At 58.6% G+C, this 18,912-nt stretch carries 16 protein-coding genes; 13 read left to right on the top strand and 3 right to left on the bottom strand.

Annotated features, from left to right (window positions below; all coding sequences use genetic code 11):
- Positions 1-2: 2 nt before the first annotated feature.
- The 9 genes from VH599_06645 (at position 3) to VH599_06605 (ending at position 11,462) form a co-directional block, all read left to right on the top strand.
- On the top strand, positions 3-1,919 hold the full coding sequence (locus VH599_06645; GenBank protein HEY7347982.1) for a glycosyltransferase family 39 protein: 1,917 nt from the start codon (positions 3-5) through the stop codon (positions 1,917-1,919).
- A 123-nt stretch (positions 1,920-2,042) separates the two neighbouring features.
- Positions 2,043-3,200 carry a glycosyltransferase family 4 protein gene (locus VH599_06640; protein HEY7347981.1) on the top strand — a complete coding sequence of 386 codons (1,158 nt, stop codon included), beginning with the start codon at positions 2,043-2,045 and terminating at the stop codon, positions 3,198-3,200.
- Positions 3,201-3,252: 52 nt separating this feature from the next.
- Entirely contained in the window at positions 3,253-4,842 is a 1,590-nt protein-coding gene (locus VH599_06635) for an O-antigen ligase family protein (protein HEY7347980.1), read from the top strand.
- A 137-nt stretch (positions 4,843-4,979) separates the two neighbouring features.
- Positions 4,980-6,101, top strand: coding sequence for an LCP family protein (locus VH599_06630; protein ID HEY7347979.1), 1,122 nt, complete (start codon positions 4,980-4,982; stop codon positions 6,099-6,101).
- Positions 6,102-6,124: 23 nt separating this feature from the next.
- Positions 6,125-7,198, top strand: a complete 1,074-nt coding sequence (locus VH599_06625; GenBank protein ID HEY7347978.1) for a hypothetical protein — start codon at positions 6,125-6,127, stop codon at positions 7,196-7,198.
- A 49-nt stretch (positions 7,199-7,247) separates the two neighbouring features.
- Positions 7,248-8,201, top strand: a complete 954-nt coding sequence (locus VH599_06620) for an MBL fold metallo-hydrolase (GenBank protein ID HEY7347977.1) — start codon at positions 7,248-7,250, stop codon at positions 8,199-8,201.
- Positions 8,202-8,305: 104 nt separating this feature from the next.
- Entirely contained in the window at positions 8,306-10,042 is a 1,737-nt protein-coding gene (locus VH599_06615) for a hypothetical protein (protein ID HEY7347976.1), read from the top strand.
- A gap of 29 nt (positions 10,043-10,071) precedes the next feature.
- Positions 10,072-10,596, top strand: coding sequence for a hypothetical protein (locus tag VH599_06610; GenBank protein HEY7347975.1), 525 nt, complete (start codon positions 10,072-10,074; stop codon positions 10,594-10,596).
- Complete coding sequence (locus tag VH599_06605; protein ID HEY7347974.1) at positions 10,593-11,462, top strand: NADH-quinone oxidoreductase subunit H; 870 nt, start codon at positions 10,593-10,595, stop codon at positions 11,460-11,462. The genes VH599_06610 and VH599_06605 overlap by 4 nt, the downstream gene beginning before the upstream one ends.
- On the opposite strand, the gene ruvA is transcribed toward VH599_06605, so the two are convergent.
- The 3 genes from ruvA to VH599_06590 form a co-directional block, all read right to left on the bottom strand.
- Entirely contained in the window at positions 11,444-12,043 is a 600-nt protein-coding gene (ruvA, locus tag VH599_06600) for a Holliday junction branch migration protein RuvA (GenBank protein ID HEY7347973.1), read from the bottom strand. The genes VH599_06605 and ruvA overlap by 19 nt on opposite strands.
- Entirely contained in the window at positions 12,043-12,567 is a 525-nt protein-coding gene (gene ruvC / locus VH599_06595; protein ID HEY7347972.1) for a crossover junction endodeoxyribonuclease RuvC, read from the bottom strand. Before ruvC ends, ruvA begins: the two co-directional genes overlap by 1 nt.
- A 136-nt stretch (positions 12,568-12,703) precedes the next feature.
- A complete protein-coding gene (locus tag VH599_06590) occupies positions 12,704-13,465 on the bottom strand; it encodes a YebC/PmpR family DNA-binding transcriptional regulator (protein HEY7347971.1) in 762 nt (253 codons plus the stop codon).
- Positions 13,466-13,825: 360 nt separating this feature from the next.
- On the opposite strand from VH599_06590, the gene VH599_06585 reads away from it, so the two are divergent.
- The 4 genes from VH599_06585 to VH599_06570 all read left to right on the top strand — a co-directional run bounded on the left by VH599_06585 (position 13,826) and on the right by VH599_06570 (position 18,909).
- The gene (locus VH599_06585; protein ID HEY7347970.1) at positions 13,826-15,262 is read left to right on the top strand and encodes a MurT ligase domain-containing protein; all 1,437 of its coding nucleotides are present in this window, start codon (positions 13,826-13,828) and stop codon (positions 15,260-15,262) included.
- On the top strand, positions 15,255-16,082 hold the full coding sequence (locus tag VH599_06580) for a hypothetical protein (GenBank protein HEY7347969.1): 828 nt from the start codon (positions 15,255-15,257) through the stop codon (positions 16,080-16,082). The genes VH599_06585 and VH599_06580 overlap by 8 nt, the downstream gene beginning before the upstream one ends.
- A gap of 188 nt (positions 16,083-16,270) precedes the next feature.
- Positions 16,271-18,127, top strand: coding sequence for an NAD+ synthase (locus tag VH599_06575; GenBank protein ID HEY7347968.1), 1,857 nt, complete (start codon positions 16,271-16,273; stop codon positions 18,125-18,127).
- A 185-nt stretch (positions 18,128-18,312) separates the two neighbouring features.
- Positions 18,313-18,909: a PRC-barrel domain-containing protein gene (locus VH599_06570; protein ID HEY7347967.1), complete on the top strand. Its 597-nt coding sequence runs from the start codon at positions 18,313-18,315 to the stop codon at positions 18,907-18,909.
- Positions 18,910-18,912: the final 3 nt, after the last annotated feature.

Below are 18,912 nucleotides of genomic sequence, written 5' to 3'. Positions count from 1 at the left end.
GTATGTCTGTGCTGATATTTATTGTAGTAAATTTAGTCGTACTCATAGGTGCTATAGCCGCAACCCATTGTCTCAGGTTAACGGGATCAATACCTATCCTTTTAGCTATTTTTACTTTCTCAATGTCCCAAATCATGGTCTCTTTGCTCTTTGCTGGTGTAGTGTTGGAAGCCTTTAATTCAGTTGTTGTTTTCTTCATCAACCTGATCATTACTACGCTATTAGTAGTATTGACCCTCCGATATAGGGGAAAGAATATTCCGAAGCCATGGCTTGCCCTTCAGGGTATGATCTCAAACCTGTTCAAGGAATTACTGCATGATCCTTGGGCATGCGCCTTATTACTTTTAACGTTAGGCGAAATAATATGGGTGGCTTTTCTGGCCTATTTACTCCCTTCCCATGATTACGATGCCTTGACATATCATTTACCATCCGCCGTTGCCTGGATACAGGCGCAGAAAATAGGGATCATTCCTTATTCTATCTGGTCCAACGGATACCCAGCAAACGCAGAGTTATTCTTTGCGTGGTTGATACTCTTTCTACATACTGATGTCCTCGTACGCATGGGACAACTGATTTTCGCAATAGGAGGAATGTTGGCTGTTGTCGGGTTGGGAAGGTCCAGTGGCCTCAAGTGTACATCTGCCCTAGCCGCAGGGTGTCTTTTCTTCTTGACCCCCATCGTCCTTCTACAAGCTATCTCGAATTATGTTGATGTTGCCTTCGCTTCCATGTTCTTAGTGTGTTTCTATTTCCTGTTCCGCTACATAGAGCATCAAAGCAAGGCTGACCTACTCCTGGCAGGGTTAGCTGGTGGGATCACTCTAGGGATAAAGTCATCTGGATTGGCTTATGTTGGAATCAGCCTACTGGTGCTGCTAGTTGTCTCTCTCTATCGGCGCCAGCTTAATTTCAAGCAGACGACCAGGTTATTGCTTGTTCTGGGAGCACCGCTCTTACTTTTAGGTTCCTATTGGTATCTGCGCACATGGGTTGCTTATGGTAATCCTTTCTACCCTATTACTGTACGTCTTCTGGGCTACACTCTTCCTGGCGTAGGGACATTTCAGAGCCTGGTTCTGGGGGCTAACGTTCCCCAGGAATTAGTAGGGCACTCTTGGTGGCAACAGATCCTCCTTTCCTGGTGGAGCGAACCCCCAAAACCCACGTACTCTCTCTGCATTTATAATCAACTGGGAAATTGTGGCTCTGGCTTAAACGGATACTATGTCTATGATCAGCGTTTGGGGGGATTCGGACCTCAGTGGACATATCTCGCCATGCCTGCTCTGGTGGTTTTTATTGCCTATAGCTTATACAGGCAAAGAGGTCTTTTTTTTACCTTTCTCCTACCATTCATAGTGATCTTCTTTGTCCAACCTGCTAACTGGTGGAGCCGGTACACGATCTTCATCGTGGCGCCAGGAGCGATTGCCTTGCCATACGTGATAGATAAGTTAAACAGATGGTGGTTGAGAGGACTCCTTCAGGTGGTTGGTCTGATATTAGTGCTTATCTCTCTTTATTTTAGTTCAGCCCAACTTTACTTCTCTCCTCAGCTCGCCCTTCATGCCCTGGGAATGCAACCTGAGCAGCGAACTATTGGGAATCTGTGGTATCCTCAATTTCGCTGGGTGGACCATGTACCGCCAGGGTCACGCATTGCTCTCACAGGTTACAATGACGTCGTGTGGTGTGTATACCCGCTTTTCGGTTCTCAGCTTAACAACCAGGTATTCATGATACAACCCCAAAACTCTGCCGATTTCATGAAGACCCTACAATCTCAGCACATACAGTACCTGGATACTACCAAGGGCAGTGATTACGCGCAATGGGCGGGTGCAGATCCAGAGCATTTCCATTTGATAGATAAGTACGGAACAAATCTGGTCTATGAAATAGGCTGGTAGATGTTTGGGACGCGGCTATCATCTCCTTTCTTCTCGTTTTCACCCATCGGTTGTTTGTTGATAACGGGGCAGGTCAGGCGAAGAGCAGAGAGAGCGCGTTGAGCGTCCTGGAGACTTTTGTTAATGATACGTGTTCTCTATGTGGCCGATTCCCTCATGGCAGGAGGAATCGAGTCTCAACTGGTGGAGCTAGTAACCAGGTTGGATCGCAGCCGCTTTGATCCACATGTTCTCTGCCTGTATGGGCCAAAAGCTCGAAATCTGCACTTTGCCTCTCAGATTCGTGCTGCTGGCATCAGTCTCTATACCCCCGATCTGGGCTGGAGCGCCTGGGATAAAGCCAGGGGAATAGCCTCTATCATCCGAGTAGCGCGGGCGGTGCGGCCACAGATTATTCAGGCCGAAGGCTACCATGCCAACCTGCTCATGAGGCTGGCTTTCCCATTCCTGCCCCCTGTAAAGCTCATTGGCACAGTGCGCGGCGTCCTCACAGCGAAACAACGCTTATATGAACGGCTCGGCCAGAGAGTCTGCGCGCACATTGTGGTAAATGCGCCGCACTTAAAAACCATGCTGGTATCCTCTGCCGGGGTGGCAGCACCCAAAATCCTCTCTATCCCCAATGGAATAACCTTGGAGCGATATATTCAGCCGCATGATGAGATGTTCCGCTGCCATGTCGCTCCCGGTTCTCGCCGTGTCTTTGTGAGCATGGGCCGTATCTCTTCCGAAAAGAATATGCACTGGATCGCCCAGGCGTTTGGGATATTGAAGCGACAGAGCCGCTTGCCTTCTGATGTGCGCTGTTTTATCGTGGGGCCAGTTCAAGGAGCCGCCGCCCAGAAGGCTCTTGATGCGGTAATCCTGCAAGATGAATTAGGCGAGGTGGTCATCCAGCATCCAGAAACCCCTTATCCTGAAGATTATTATCATGCCTGCGATGCAACGATCTTGTATTCTCCAGCCGAGGGGTTGCCCAATGTCAGCATAGAATCTCTGGCTGCGGGACGCCCGGTGATCATCTCTCAGGCGGCGAATGCTGCCGGGGTCATTGAAGACGGTGTCACCGGTTGGGTCGCACCGACGAATGATGTGTCATCTCTGGCCGACATCCTTCATCATGTCATGATGATGTCGGATGCTGAGTTGGTCCAGATGCGTCAAGCTTGCTTGCAGCGCGCCCAGGACTATTCAGTGGAAACACTAGTTCAACGCTATATGACCCTGTACGAGACATGGCAGCCTGCTGCATTACTTTCTATCTCTCCATCTAACGTCTAGCATGAACACTGCGCCTCTTTCCGCATAGATTTTGCAAACATAGAGAAGGCTTGTGGTACGTATAATGGTTCGGCGCTTTATTCAGTCAGGTGGACGCTCAAGGCTTCCTTTTCGTTTTGTTGGGCCTGGGCTGTGTCTTTCATTCGTGCTCTTTTTCTTCTGGCATCACCCGCCTGCTTCACTGATCCTGCTGGGCATCGCGGCTGGACTGGCCTGGATGCGCCTTGAGATTGCCATTGCCCTGCTGCCACTCACATTCCCCTATTACCTTGATCTTCTCCCTCTCAACTCCAGCGGCTCTCTCGCATTCTCTCTGAATGAGCTTGGCGTGCTTATCTGTCTGGGAGTGGCCTGTTTACGGAATATCCTTCTGGCGCAGGAGCGGCGTGCCACCTGGGAATGGTTACACGGTTTGTGGAGGCGCGCACGCCTGTTGTTATTACCAGCCCTGTTGTTCCTGATTGGCGCCGCGCTGGCTGTCCTCGTTTCCCCTGATCGGCATGAGAGTCTGCGCGCGTATCGGGAAGAGATTCTTGAGCCAATCCTGTATTTTCTGCTCATCTTGCGCTATTTGCGAACCCGCGATGATCTGGCGCGCACGATGGGAGCTTTTATTCTCTCCACCACAATTGCCGCCGGTATGGGCATCATTCAAGGTCTATTGCATATCACCAGTGATTTGCTGATTGTGGATGCTACTACCTTCCGGGTCAATGGGCCCTATGGTAGCCCGAACAATCTGGCGTTTCTGCTGGACCGGGCGCTGCCCATCCTGCTGGCGCTGACGTTTCTGGGTGTGCGTCGTCCAGCCGCCGATGCTTCGCAAGAGCCGCCTGCCTGGCGTGACCCACTGCGGTGGATTTGCCTGGGAGCAATGATACCGCTGGTGTGGGCGCTCTATTGGACCGGTTCGCGCGGGGCAGAGGTGGCGCTGCTGGGGGTACTCTTCCTGTACTTTATCTTCGAGGTCCGCCACTGGGGCGCGATCCTGGCTGTGGCAGGCGCTGGTGTGCTGTGTGTGGCACTCTTCTGGTCGCGCATCCTCCAGTTGTTCAACGAGGCAGGGCATGGGCTGCTCTCCGAGCGATTCCTCTTGTGGAAAGCGGCGCTCTTGATCATTCGTGATCATCTCTTGCTGGGTACTGGCCCTGACAGTTTCAATACTCTGTATATTCCAACAGCGCCCAATTCTTACGCACTCCAGGCGCTGGATGGGCAATCCTTCCCTGCCGCCTATAATCCTCACCTCTCGCACCCGCACAACTTCTTCCTTGATTTTTGGATCAGCAGCGGCTTGCTGGGAGTAGTTGCGTGGTTCTGGCTGCTCGCTGCCTCTGCAACCATCCTGGCGCGCACCTATCGCCTGTGCGCACCCCCTCTGCGCCAGGGAAGGATTCTCCAGCGCCTGCTGCTCGGTATAGCGGGGGCCATTGTGACATCTCTGGTACATGGGTTGGTTGATAACTCGTATTTTGTGCCGGATCTGGCGCTGATGTTCTGGTTCTTCATGGGCACGCTGCTTGTAATCCAGGCTATTGCTCAGCGTGAAAACCAGATTATACATTCCCAGCAGAAGAAAGGCGCAGTCCCAGAGACGCCTCTTGAAGCATCACTTTTGGCTACACGCGACGATGTGATGTGATAGGATGAGATGCTGCAAAGTGTGAAGTGAGACCTTTCTTGCCGCTATAGCGTCATGTATCATGGTGCTATGGAGAAATCGCGGAGTGCCTCGAAGTCTGTAAGTGGCTGTCTACGCAAAGCGAGAAAGAGAAATCTATGCCGCGCGGTGGCTATTATCCAACACAAACCTTCGGGTACGACCCGATGCAGCCGGTGCGCCCAGATGGGTTGCAAGAATACTATCAACCACCGGCTCCCTGGCCCAAGTCTCGCAAGCGTCGTCGCTGGGGCCGTTGGGTAGCCCTGACTTTCCTCGTCCTGCTGATCATTGTGGTGGCGCTGGGCGTGATCGTCGGGCAGCGCGCCTACGCCTTCGGCCAGGCTATCTCCACCCAATCGCCGCTCAGCAGCCAGATTGACCTTAACGGCACGAATCGCGTCAATCTGCTAGTTATGGGCTTTGGCGGTGGCAACCACCCCGGCGCGTATCTGACCGATTCCATGCTCATCATCAGCATTCAGCCTCAGACCGGCCAGACGGCACTCATCTCGGTACCCCGTGACCTCTGGGTACAGATTCCGCCGGATTCAGGGCGCTATGGCAAACTCAACTCAGCCTATGAGTATGGGCTGGATAATGGGTATGGCACAGTGCAGGCGGGCAAAGTCGCCGCTGGTGATATTACTGCGCAAAAGCTCAGCGATGTTACGGGGTTATCAGTCAAATATTGGATGACGCTCGACTTCAGCGGCTTCCGCGAACTGGTTGACGCGCTGGGCGGCGTTGATGTAAACGTGCAGCACAGCTTTACGGCGCTCTATCCCAAGAACGATGACCCTAGCATTGATGCTTCCTGGATCACCGTGACGTTCAAGGCCGGACCGCAGCATATGGATGGCGCGCATGCCATTGAGTACGCGCGGGCGCGGGAGGTGACGGGTGGCGATCCCACCGAGGGTACCGATTTTGCTCGCTCGGCGCGCCAGCAGATTCTCATCAAAGCCATTGTCTCGAAGATGACACAGGTTTCCGAGTGGCCTCATCTCTTTGGCGCGATGGATGCCCTGCAAAAGAGCATTTACACCAATCTGTCTGCGCTCGACCTCTATCATTTCGTGGGTAAGATGGACCTGAACAATGCCAAGCATATTGGCCTTTCCAATCAAAACGTGCTGGTGGATAGTTCGACAGATGACGGCCAGTATATCTTGCAGCCCCGCAATGGCAACTGGGATTTAGTGAAGCAATACATCCAGCAGCAGCTAGGTAAAAAATAACAACCGTGAAGGAGCCGCTAAGCGTGGTATCAGTGCTGCCACTTGGCCCCTATCATCCGGCGCTGCCAGAGCCGGTCTGGTACCAATTACACCTTGAAGGCGAAACGATTGCCAGCGTCGAGATCACCACTGGCTACACGCATCGTGGCGTAGAAACGCTGCTCGCTCAGCGCGGCATCGAAGAGGGACTGAAGCTGGCTGAGCGGCTGTGCGGCAGCGCGGCGCATCATCACCGCCTGGCGCTCTGCCTGGTGTTGGAGGGGCTGGCCGAGGTCAAGCCGCCGCCACGCGCCCGCGCTCTGCGCAGCCTCTTTTGCGAAGTGGAGCGGCTCCTTTCGCACCTCGCCTGGGCCGCCCAACTCGCGCGTGCCGCCGAGCGCCCGCGCGCCTTCTACGTCGCTATCGAAGCGCACGAACACCTGCTGGAGAAGATGGAGCAAGCGACAGGCCATCGTCTGCTGTGGGGCTTGCCCGTCCCTGGCGGCATCGCTTCCGCGCCGGATTGCGCGCCGGTGGAGCAGGCGCTTCAGCAGATGAGCGCGGCGCTTGACCAGCTAGAGCAGCAGCTTGTCCACAACCGAGAGATGCAGCGGCGCACACGTGCGCTGGCAACGATCACTACCGATCAGGCGCGTCAACTGAAACTAACGGGGCCAGTGGCAAGGGCTTCTGGCTTGAACGACGATGCGCGGCGCGAATACCTCTACGACGCCTACGCCGACCTGAACCTGACCGAACGCGCGAGCAGCGTCGCAGGAGACACACACGCCAGAATAGCCGCGCGGCTAGGCGAGATGCGCGAGGGCATCGAACTCGCCACGCAGTTGATTGAGCAGCTTCCCGATGGGCCGCTGGCGCAGCCCTTCCCTGATCTCCTTCCATCTGGCGAGGCCGAAGCTTCTCTCGAAGGGCCGCAGGGCCGCGAAACCTGGCAGGCGCGCGGCGATGGATCCGCCCGCCCGGCCAGCGTGACCATCACCACCGCCAGCCAGCGCAACCTGGCAGCGGTTCCCCTGGCGCTGGAGGGGAACAAACTCAGCGACGCGCTGCTCATCCTGGCAAGCCTGGATATATGCGTAGCTTGTGTGGATAAATAACGACTGATCTTGTAGTTGCTCACTACCACCACCTGGAAAGGAGCATCCAGTGTCACAGGCACCCATCCCTCTGCTGGAAGTTGATGAAGCGCAGATCACCATCATTGTGGATAACAGCCTCGATCTCCTGATGGCCGGAAGCGACGTTGCCCGGCGCTATCCCCTGCGCGCAGACCTCTTTGAGCGCGCTCAGCCACAGGCCGAGCATGGGTTTTCCGCCCTGATTCATCTGAAACGCGGCGAGAAGACCGGAACGATTCTGTTTGATACCGGCATCAGCCCTCAAGGCATCCTGCATAATATGGACGCCCTGGAGATTCGTCCCGGCGAGACGCGGGCGATCATTGTCAGTCACGGTCACGCCGATCATACGATGGGGCTGCTCGGCCTGCTCACTCGGCTGGGCACGCGCAAGCTGCCGCTGGTTCTGCACCCCGACGCCTACCTGGAGCGGAAAATCGTCCTGCCAACCGGGATGGAAATCAACCTTCCCCCGCCGCGCAAGAGTGATTTGCAGCGCGAAAACATCGAAGTCATCGAAGAGGTTGGCCCCTCGCTGCTGGTGGAGGGCATGCTGCTGGTCTCTGGGGAAGTGGCCCGCACTACCGATTTTGAACAAGGATTTCCCATCCACTACGCCAAACGTCATGATGCCTGGGAGCCTGATCCGCTGATCCACGACGACCAGTGCGCCATCATCCACGTGCGTGGCAAAGGGCTGGTCATCGTGACCGGATGCGGTCATGCGGGGATTGTAAACATCATCCGTAACGCGCAGCGCCTCACCGGCATTCAGACCATCTATGCAGTGGTTGGCGGTTTCCACCTGACCGGCGCGATCTTTGAGCCGATCATTCCGGCCACCATTGCCGCGTTAGAGCAGTTCAGGCCACGCTATCTGATGCCCTGCCACTGCACCGGCTGGAAGGCCGTTCACCAGATTGCGCGCACCATGCCAGAAGCGTTCATTGCCAGCAGCGTCGGCACCACGCTGGTTCTCTGAAGAAATCCCTGACTCCAGTGAGCTATCGCGTGGTATTATGCTGCCAAAGGCATTCAGAGCAGCCGTTGAAGAGGCGTTACAAGCATCATAGGCATGGGTAGACAATGATCTCACTCGCGTTGTTACTGGGTTTGCTTGGTCTCGTTCCGGTGGTATCCGGCGCGATCTTGATACTGGCTGCCAGAGTGCTGTCGCGGCTCGTCGCGGCCATCTGGTGCGGCATCGTGCTGCTCTTCAGCCTGCTCGTTGTCTTATTTTTTATCCGGCTGCTGGCCTACGGTGATACCATCCAGGCTACCGCATTTGCTCCTGCTGGCTGGGCGCGCTGGCTCCAGCTAAGTTATCAGGTTGACAGCTTCAATATCTTTGGCGCGATGATCGTCGGCGTGCTGGCGAGCGCGGCAGCCGCTGTGCTGATCGCCCTCGAACCTGAGCAGGCCCCACAGCAAGGGCCGGGTGAGCAGGGAAACGGCGCCTGGCAGTTGGGCGTATTGCTGATCGCGCTGGGCGCTGTCTTTACGGCCATTTTCGCCAACAGCGCGCTCTGGATGGTGGTCGGCTGGGGAATGACGAGTCTGTGCGCGTTCACGCTCTACATCCAGGGCCAGAGCCGCAAGCGCGCGAGCATGCTGCTGGCTATACCCTGTATCTCGGCCCTCATCCTCTATCTCTCCCTGCTTCCGGCCATCAGCACACTCGATGATAAGCGGCTGGATTTGCTCAATGGCCTGGGGCGCGAACCATTCTGGGCAGCGCTTCTCATGCTCGCCGCGCTGCTCGCGCCGGGCGTGGCTTTGCTCAGCCAGCAGGTCATCCCGACCAACGCGCCGCGCCAGGCAGGTATGAGCCAGATCGCCATCTTCGTGTTGATGGCGTCGCCTGTCACCTTCACTGCTTTTGCGCGGCTCGCGCTGTTGATTGCCGGTCCTGGCGAGGTCACGCCAGGCAATGGCTCTATCGGCTGGCAAGCTTATAGCCTGGTCGTCATCTGGGTCTGTGCAGCACTGGCGCTGGGGGCTGCGCTGCTGGCGATGCGCGCAGCCCAACGTGTCACGCTCCCACTCTTTTTGAGCGTTCAGCTGCTCAGTTGGATGCTGGCAGGCGTCGCCATCACAGGTACAGCGGCTCTGAACGGCGCGCTGCTGTTCAAGCTGCTGCGCTTTCTGGCGCTGGGCGCGCTGCTGCTGGCGGGAGGACGCAAGCCAGCGCAGCCCATTTTAAGCATGAGTTGGTGGCTGGCGGCGCTGGCGCTGAGCGCGCTGCCCTTTGCCGCCGGATTCAGCAGCGCCTGGCTTATCACCAGCGGCGCAGCAGCGGCTGGCCCGGCCTGGGTCGCCGGGGTCGGCGTGAACTGGCTGGCCCTGCTGCTGGTCACGCTGGCAATCGTGCGTGTCGGCGGCGCGGAGCCAGCCCCCGCTGCCGGAGCGCCTGCGCCTGGACTCTCCAGCCGACCTGAGCCGCTGCCCAGCTTCCTGACGTTTCTACTCGCCCTGCTGGCGCTGGTGATAGGTATCGCGCCAGAGGTGGCCGTGAACTTCTTTACCGGCCCTGCCGCCAACGCGCTGCCAGTCATCGCCAGCCAGGCGCCCGGAGCCGGTGTCCTGACCAATCAGATTGGCTTGCTCAGCGCGACAGGAACCTGGCTGCCAGGACTTTTCTGGCTGCTGGCGCTGGTTCTGCTCCTGCTGTGCTTCTTCCTCACGCGCCACGCGCGCCAGCCAGCGAGCGCCCCGGTCTTTATGGGCGGCGAGGCCGAAGCGGTCAACGCAGGTGATACAATATCCGCATCGCCTCCGCAGACAGAGCAAGCGCGCGAACCAGAGAGCTTGCCGCAGAGCTAACCACCGATGAGACTGGAGTAGGTACCCCCGTGTTTGGACGCCAGGCCAGCCAGCATTCCGTCTGGCTCTTCCCATTGAACAGCGGCTCCTGCAACGGGTGCGAGCAGGAGATACAGGCGCTGCACGCCGCGCGCTACGCGCTGGAAGAGGTCGGCATCGCCTTTGCCAGCAGCCCGCGCCACGCCGATATTTTGCTGCTTACCGGCATCATGACCCCACGCAGCAGAGAGGCCGCGCGCCGTGTCTGGGAATTACTGCCCGAACCGCGTGCTATTGTCGCGGTTGGCGATTGTCCGATCAACGGCAGCGTCTTTCGTGGGCAAGAGGGCTTCACGCCTGCCGGAGAAACGCTGCCCATTGATGTCGAACTTCCTGGCTGCCCACCCTCACCAACCCTGATTCTGGAAGGCATCGAGGCCGCGATCAAGCTGCTCGATGGAGAGGGTGAAGAGGAGACTGAAGAGGAAGAAGAAACCGCGCCCGAAAGCGACCACGCAGAAGAGCGCCAGCCTGGCGGCGAGGATGAAGAAAGGCAGACCGAGGATCAGCTATGAATATCATCCTGCGCTATGCGATCACCATCCTGCTCTATCCAGGGGGAATGTTTGCCCTGCTGGCGGGCTGGGTATTGCTCTGGCTGGCCGGGAGCCTGAGCGCGCGCTGGCGCGGCATACGCGGAACAAGCCTGTTGCAGCCAGCGAGGGATTTCTTCAAGCTGCTCAATAAGACCACCAGCCTGCCTATTGGAGCCGAAACCGGCGTGCGCCTGATTCCACTGCTGGCCGTTGTCGCGCCGCTGCTGGCGCTGGTTCTGCTGCCGCTGCCTGGAAATCTGGCCGCCGATTCGTCCACGACCAGCGGCGATCTGCTGGCTGTGCTGTTCCTGCTCCTGCTGCCCGCGCTCGCGCCAGTTTTCCTGGGGAATCTGCTGGCCTCGCCCTATGGCCGCGTCGCCGCCCAACGCGCCGTCCGTCGCGCCGCGTTGTTGGCTGCTTTGCTCCTGCTCAGCGCGTTGGCGATTGCAGCGCAGCGCGGCTCGCTCAGTCTGGCCCTCTTGACGACTCCGCAGAGCCATCCGTCCGCCGCCAACATCATTCTGGACGCTCTGGCCGGGCTGATCTTCCTGCTCTGCCTTCCCGCGCTCATCCCCCAGCCAGCGTGGGGAATCTTTCAGAGCAGCCCCGAATTGATCGCCGGACCCTATACCGACCTGACCGGCGCAGACCTGGCGCTCATGCAGCTTAGCGCGACTTTGCAGCAAATTGCCGCCGCGAGCCTGCTGGCAAGCCTCTTCATCCTGCCCTACGTCCCTGGCGGCTCGCTGGCGCAGGTCGTCGTCTATTTGATAACACTGCTGCTCAGCAGCCTGGTTATCGGGCTGCTCAGGTGGGGCCGCGCGAGCTACTCTTTCGCCAGATAGCGCAGCACTTGCATAATCTGCTCTTCCAGGTTGGCGCTGCTGCTTTCAGGGGGCAGCTTATTATAGGCGGTCTGCGCGGCAGCTATGCTGTAGCCCAGGTTCGTCAGTGCCTCGATCACCTCTGCCCGCGCCGAATTATAGCCAGCGGCGGCTCCAGCGCCTGACAGGACGGGCGCGCCCTTAGCAAACTTTTCACGCAGTTCCAACACCAGCCGCCCTGCCAGCTTCTTGCCCACGCCGGGGATCAAGGTCAGGCGCTGCTCATCGCCATTGATGACCGCCTGGCGAAACGCCTCGGCGCTCATTGATGAGAGGATCGCCAGCCCCATGCGCGGCCCAACACCCGTGACATTCAGCAGCGTCTCAAAAAGCTGGAGGTCTTCCAGCGCAGCAAAGCCATAGAGCGCGATAACCTCTTCGCGCACATAAAGGTGGGTGTGCAGCGTCACCTCGTCGCCCACGCTGCCAAGCTGGCTAAGCGTCGTCACGGGCGCTTGCACCAGCAATGTCACGCCGCCCACGCGCACCAACGCGCCGGTCAGTGTCTTGCCCTCCAGAACCCCATGCACCGCTGCAATCATCAATTTCTCCATAACAACTGTGTTTGTGGCAGGCTGTGCAGGTGGCAGATCGCAATGGCGGCGGCATCGGCAGCGTCATCCGGCCTGGGTACAGCGGGCAGATGCAGCAGAATACGCACCATCTCGCCTACCTGCTCTTTGGTCGCGTTACCATAACCATGCACCGCCTGTTTCACCTGCCTGGGCGTATATTCGCAGACCTCCAGCCCCGCGTTCACCGCCGCCAGCAGCACCGCGCCGCGCGCCTGCCCCACTGCCATCGCGGTGCGCGCGTTTCTGGCAAAGAAGAGTTCTTCTACCGCGGCATCCTGCGGCTCATAACGCGCGATCAACTCGCCCAGCCCGCGATAAATCCGCTGCAAGCGCAGCGGCAGCGCCATCCCGGCTGGCGTCGTCAGCACATCGCAAGCGAGGAGGGTCAGATCGTCGCCGCGCGCCGCCACCACTGCATAGCCAACGATGGCTGTGCCAGGATCAATGCCCAGAGTGACGCGCAGCGGGCGCTGCTGCGTTGAAAAGGTCATGCCTTCGCCTCCTTGCTCTTAGGTATACCACATTTTGCCGCCAGGCGCACGATTTCCCTCTCCTTCCCCAAAAAAGAGCGGCCCCAGCGCGTCATACGTGGGGTCGCATCATCTGTCTGGCGGTTGTCATCGGCCCTTAGCCCTCAAGCTGTGCAGCCAGAGAATCCGAGAACTCGGCGTTTGTATAAACGTTCTGCACATCATCCAGGTCTTCCAACTTCTCAATCAAACGGTACGCCTGGACGCTGGTTTTGTCATCAAGCTCAACCGTCGTTTTGGCAATCAGCGTGGTCTCAGCTTTAGAGATTGGGTACTTCTTCTTCTCAAGCTCGGCGCGCACGGCATCCACTTCCGCCGGATCGGTATAGATCGTCAGCGTCTCGGCGCCTTCCTCTACCGGGTCCATATCTTCGGCTCCGGCATCAATGGCTGCCAGCGTTACCTCATCAGCATTCAGTTTGCCCAGGGGGATTTCAATCACCCCTTTCTGCTCGAACAACCAGTCTACACAGCCGTTTTCACCCAGGTTCCCACCGTTGCGACTGAAGACATTGCGGATTTCGGCCACTGTGCGATTGCGGTTATCGGTCATCACCTGAACCAGCACAGCAGTGCCAGCCGGGCCATAGCCCTCGTAAGTAATCTCTTCAATCGAAGCGCCGTCGCCGCCGCCCAGCGCGCGCTTGATGGATCGCTCGATATTCTCCATTGGCATATTGGCTTCGCGCGCGTGCTGGACCGCCATACGCAGGCGAAAGTTCGCGGCAGGATCACCACTGCCGCCCTCGCGGACCGCAACGATGATTTCCCGCCCCAGGCGAGTAAAAATCTGCCCTCTTCTGGCGTCGTTGACGCCTTTTTGTCGGCGTATTTGCGCCCATTTCGAATGGCCTGACATCGTGCAATCGCCCCCTCATGATTCTCAAGCGACCGAAAGCAGGCGGCTCTTTTGCCCGCTTTCACCTACTCGCATCATCACTAAGTTGTACTGCATAGAGGATGCTGAGCGCAGATATACACTGCTTCGTCGTATCTTGGTGTTTGTAGGGCCATTGTACCACGCCAGCAGCCTATTGCCAATATGCCTCCAGGCAGACGTTATACTGTGCCGTTGCCCGTTCCTCGGTCTCCACTTGACCGAAACAGGAACACATGCGATACTCTCAGCATTAAAGCAGACATACACACACACAGCGCGCCTGTCCGAAAGTACCGTTTCCAGGCTGCGCTTCGTCTCTTTTTCAAGGGGAATGGGAAGATGCAGAGTCGAGAACGCACAGGCGGAGTGCGCGCCGCAGCAGCGGTGACACTGGCGCGGTTGTCCGGGGCGCTGATCCGCCGCCTGGGCATGGGCGGCGGCGCCAGCCTGCCCGGCATCGTGGCCCGCCGCGTGGACCCGACCATAATACGCCGCCTTTCGGGCCAGCTTGCCAGGGGCAGCATCGTTGTCACTGCCACCAACGGCAAAACCACGACCTGCGGCCTGATCGCCGCTATCCTGCGTCAAGGGGGGCTGCGTGTCTGGCGCAACCGGGAAGGCTCCAATCTCATCAACGGCGTTGCCGCCGCGTTGATTATTCGCGCTAATTTCGATGGCCGCCTGCGCCGGGGCGACAATACAATTGCCATTTTCGAGGTAGATGAAGCCGCCTTCCCCGCCGTCGTGCGCGAGTTGCAGCCGCGCGCCATCGTCATCAATAATCTCTTCCGCGACCAGCTTGACCGCTATGGCGAAGTGGAGACGGTTGCCATGCGCTGGCGCGAAACGCTGGCGGAAATCTCGCCGGAGACGGTTCTGGTCCTCAACGCCGATGACCCTTCGATTGCCGCGCTCAGCGCCAGCTTTCGCGGTGAAACGCTCTTTTATGGCATCAACGACGCCCGCCAGGCCATCGCGGCGGAGGGCAAAGCCAGCGAGCAAGGCCAGACCATTGACGCCCGCACCTGCCCACGCTGCGGGGCCGATCTGGAGTACAGCCTGCGCTTTTACAGCCATATCGGCCACTATACCTGCGCCTCCTGCGGCGAGCACCGTCCCGCACCGGCGGTTTTCGCCACCGGGGTTGCCAAAGAGCAGTTTGATCGCCAGCGTATCACCATCAGCAGCCCAGGGGGCGCGGGCGAGGCACTGATCGCCCTGCCAGGCTTCTATAACGTGTACAATGCGCTGGCCGCCGCCACCGTCGCTGCGGGGCTTGGCATCGATCTTCCTGCTGTCCTGGCTGGCCTGGAGCGTTTCCGCCCAGCCTTTGGGCGCGGCGAAACTATCGAGGCCGAAGGACGCACCCTGCGCCTGATGCTCGCCAAAAATCCAACCGGCTTTACCGAAGTACTGCGCACACTCTTCAGCGCAAATCCGGCCAGGCATCTGCTGCTGGTCCTCAATGATAACACGGCGGATGGTCACGACATCTCGTGGATATGGGATGTAGACTTTGAGCAGCTAACCGGCAAAGACCTGGCGCTGACTCTCTCCGGCACGCGCGCCGATGATCTGGCGGTGCGCCTGAAATACGGGGGGGTCAGCGGGGCGGTGGAAGGCGACATTCCTGCCGCCATCACCCAGGCCATCAATGCAACGCCCACAGGCGAAACGCTCTATATCGTGCCGACCTATACCGCTATGCTGGCTGTGCGCGGCGAACTGGAGCGGCGCGGCTATACCGCGCCTTATTGGGAGGGTAAAGATGTCTGAACTTGAAGCGTCAGCGACCGGCGATACCGCAGGGGGTGAGCAGCCCCATTACCAACTGACCCTTGGTCATCTCTACCCTGACCAACTCAACCTCTATGGGGACCGGGGCAACATTCTGTCGCTGCGCGAGCGTTGCCGCTGGCGCGGCATTGATCTTCAGGTGCGCCACCTGGGCGTGGGCGACGCGCTGGCCCCCGACGAATACGATCTCCTCTTCATCGGCGGCGGCCAGGACAAAGAACAGGCTCCCGTCGCGCAAGACCTGCGCGAGATCAAGGCTATTGGCCTGTGGGCCGCTATCGAAGATGATATGCCGGTCCTGGCCGTCTGCGGGGGGTATCAACTGCTGGCCCATTACTATCGCCCCGCCATTGGCCCCGACATGCCAGGGCTAGGCGTCTTCGACGCCTGGACCATTCACAAAGGGCTGCGTGTGGCGCGCTGCATCGGCAACATCGCCATCGAGTGGCAGGGGCAGACGCTGGTGGGCTTCGAGAATCATGGCGGGCGCACCTATCTAGGCACGTCTAAACCACTCGGTAAAGTGCTGGCCGGACACGGCAACAACAGCGAGGACCATACCGAAGGCGCGGTCTATCGCAACACCTTTGGTACCTATCTGCATGGCTCGCTGCTCCCCAAAAACCCGCACTTCGCCGATCACCTGCTCACGCTGGCCTTGCGGCGCAAATATGGGCCGGAAGTCGCGCTGCCGCCGCTGGATGATACGCTGGAATGGCGCGCCCACGAAACGATGCTGCGGCGGCTGAAGGTGACGTTTCCCAAGCGCCAGAGCAATGGACGACAGGCTGGCGATTAAAGTAAGCAGTGCTGAGCGACATCAACACATGGCTCGATGCGCATGTGTAGCCAGGCAGCCTTCATCCAATCCGCAAATGATCTCTGTCCCCCTGCAACTGATGGGCCACGCAGCTATGTTACAATAAATAGAGAAGTTAAGAAATAGAAACGCTTATGCCGCGTAGAAGAGTATGAGGAGGCCCTGCCATGCGTCATCTGCGTATCGCGCTGGCCCAAATCAATGCCGTTGTTGGCGATCTGGATGGCAACCTGCGCCTGATCCTTGAGAACGCGGCGCAGGCTGCTCAGGCAGGGGCTGATCTGATCTGTTTTCCCGAACTGGCGCTGACCGGCTATCCGCCCGAAGACCTGCTGCTCAAGCCCGGCTTTGTTGCCGACAACCTGCGTGCCCTGGACGAACTGGTCCGGCGCTCCGCCAACTATCCCGGCCTCACCATCGTGGCTGGCTTCGTGGACCGCCAGGTGGATATTTATAACGCCGCCGCCGTCATCCACTCTGGCCGACTGGCCGGAGTCTATTACAAGCAATATCTGCCCAACTACGGCGTCTTTGATGAGAATCGCTATTTTCAGGCAGGTACGCTCAGCCCGATCTTCGAGACGAGCGGCGTGCAGGTGGGCGTGAACATCTGCGAAGACATCTGGTATCCCACCGGCCCGGCCACGCTGCAAGCCTACGCCGGAGCCGAGGTGCTGGTGAACATCAACGCCTCCCCATATTTCGCGGGAAAAGGTGACTTCCGCGAGAAGATGCTTGCCACTCGCGCGGCGGATAATGGGCTGATCGTCGCTTATCTCAATATGGTGGGCGGCCAGGATGAAGTGGTTCACGACGGCGCCAGCGTCATCTTCGATCAGAGCGGCAACCTGATCGCTCGCGGCAAACACTGCGCCGAAGACCTGCTGCTGGCCGATCTGGATGTTGAAGCCGTCTTCCGCACGCGCCTGCATGACCCACGCCGCCGCAAAGAACGCCTGGAGTTCACTGATGGACAGGTACCCCATATCCGGGTAACAGATGACGAAAGCCGGCCCCCTGGACAGAACGGACGAGAGCGCCCGCATCCGGCGCGCGCCAGCCTGGAGCAGCCCGACTATACTCCGCGCCCACCGGCTAGAGTGGAACCAAAGCCAGAGCGCCTCGCCGAAATCTACTCCGCGCTGGTGTTGGGGACACGCGACTATACCCACAAGAACGGCTTCAAGCAGGCGGTTATTGGCATTTCCGGCGGCATTGACTCTGCCCTCACCGCCGTGATTGCGGTTGATGCCCTCTTTCCTGAGAATGTCATTGGCGTTTCGATGCCGTCGCGCTATTCCTCCGCAGGCAGCACACGCGACGCGCAGGCGTTGGCCGAGCGGCTGGGCATTCGCTTGCTCACCATCTCCATTGACGACATGTTCAGCGCGGCGCTCGCTGCGCTGGCTCCCGCCTTTGCAGGGACCGAGCCGGGGTTGGCCGAAGAGAATATCCAGGCCCGGCTGCGCGGCGCCACCTGGATGGCGCTCTCCAATAAGTTTGGCTGGCTGGTCTTAACAGCAGGCAACAAGTCGGAGATGGCGACTGGTTACGCCACACTCTATGGCGATATGGCCGGGGGCTTCGCCGTCCTCAAAGATGTCTTCAAGACGCTGCTCTATGACCTCGCGCGCTATCGCAATACGTTGACCCCTGGCGGCGTCATCCCGCAGGCGATCCTCGACAAAGAGCCATCGGCGGAACTGCGCGCCGACCAGCGCGACGTGGACAGCCTGCCGCCCTATCCTATCCTCGATCCCATTCTGCGCGCCTATGTAGAGGATGACCGTACCTTCGAGGAGATGCTGGCACTGGGCTTCGATGGCCCGACGGTCCAAAAAGTGATGACCCTGGTAGATAAGAGCGAATATAAGCGCCGCCAGGCCCCGCCGGGCATCAAGATAACCGGGCGCGCCTTTGGCCGTGACCGACGCCTGCCGCTCACCAGCGCCTATCGCGGCCAACCCGGCCCCTGGTCGGGCGCTCCCGCTGCGCCGGAGCAGCCAACAAAAACGAGCAATTAGGCGGTGTCATGGCATAGTTGTTGCCAGACCCTAACGCCTTCAGAAGAGGCGACGCTCTCTCGCATCTTCTGCCTGAAGGGCCACTATTACAGAATCACTACCAAAGAACCACTACCACAGGGCTATCATCAAAGAAACACTATCACGGACCATTATCACAGAATCACTATCAGAAGAGGTACAGCATGCTTAGCCAGGATCAGCCTTCGCCAGCGAATCGCCTCACCCATTCGACGCTTGGGGAAGGCACCATACCCATCCGTATTACGCAACTGCGTGGCCTGCGGGTCATCAGCCTTTCAGAGGCGCTCAAAATGGGCAAAGTAGAGGATGCGCTGCTTGACCCGACAGCGCGTTGGGTTGCGGCGCTGCGCGTGCGTGGCGCTGGAGCAGGGGGCGGTGAGCATCTTGTCTTGCGCGAAGCCGTCAAACGGGTGGGGCAGCATGCGGTGATTCTGGGCGCGCCAATGGGCATGGGGGACAACCGACAGCCCGAATTTGATCGGATGATTGATCTGAAAACCCTGATTGGGCTGGAAATCGTCACTGACGAAGGCATGCTGCTGGGGCGCATTCGTGATGCCGAGATTGACCCGCAGACGCTCAACGTCATTGAATATGAACTCACGCGCAACTTCTGGGATACCTATCTGCAAACGGGTTTGCGCGTCTCGGCGCAGAGTACACTCAGCGGCAGCAAAGATGTGCTGATCGTCCCGCAATCGGCGGTACACAAAGGGATTTCCATTTCCGAGGGTGTTGATGTTCCCAAGGAGTGGTAGCCA

This window comes from Ktedonobacterales bacterium (assembly GCA_036557285.1).
GTDB lineage: Bacteria > Chloroflexota > Ktedonobacteria > Ktedonobacterales > DATBGS01 > DATBHW01.
Note: the sequence above shows the minus strand (reverse complement) of the source record. Positions and strands in the feature narration are given on the sequence as shown.

Coding starts and splice junctions, on each gene's coding strand:
- VH599_06630 (HEY7347979.1), top strand. CDS start 4,980: ATGCCGCGCGGTGGCTATTATCCAACACAAACCTTCGGGTACGACCCG.
- ruvA (HEY7347973.1), bottom strand. CDS start 12,043: ATGATTGCAGCGGTGCATGGGGTTCTGGAGGGCAAGACACTGACCGGC.
- VH599_06645 (HEY7347982.1), top strand. CDS start 3: ATGTCTGTGCTGATATTTATTGTAGTAAATTTAGTCGTACTCATAGGT.
- VH599_06590 (HEY7347971.1), bottom strand. CDS start 13,465: ATGTCAGGCCATTCGAAATGGGCGCAAATACGCCGACAAAAAGGCGTC.
- VH599_06615 (HEY7347976.1), top strand. CDS start 8,306: ATGATCTCACTCGCGTTGTTACTGGGTTTGCTTGGTCTCGTTCCGGTG.
- VH599_06570 (HEY7347967.1), top strand. CDS start 18,313: ATGCTTAGCCAGGATCAGCCTTCGCCAGCGAATCGCCTCACCCATTCG.
- VH599_06640 (HEY7347981.1), top strand. CDS start 2,043: ATGATACGTGTTCTCTATGTGGCCGATTCCCTCATGGCAGGAGGAATC.
- VH599_06580 (HEY7347969.1), top strand. CDS start 15,255: ATGTCTGAACTTGAAGCGTCAGCGACCGGCGATACCGCAGGGGGTGAG.
- ruvC (HEY7347972.1), bottom strand. CDS start 12,567: ATGACCTTTTCAACGCAGCAGCGCCCGCTGCGCGTCACTCTGGGCATT.
- VH599_06575 (HEY7347968.1), top strand. CDS start 16,271: ATGCGTCATCTGCGTATCGCGCTGGCCCAAATCAATGCCGTTGTTGGC.
- VH599_06585 (HEY7347970.1), top strand. CDS start 13,826: ATGCAGAGTCGAGAACGCACAGGCGGAGTGCGCGCCGCAGCAGCGGTG.
- VH599_06605 (HEY7347974.1), top strand. CDS start 10,593: ATGAATATCATCCTGCGCTATGCGATCACCATCCTGCTCTATCCAGGG.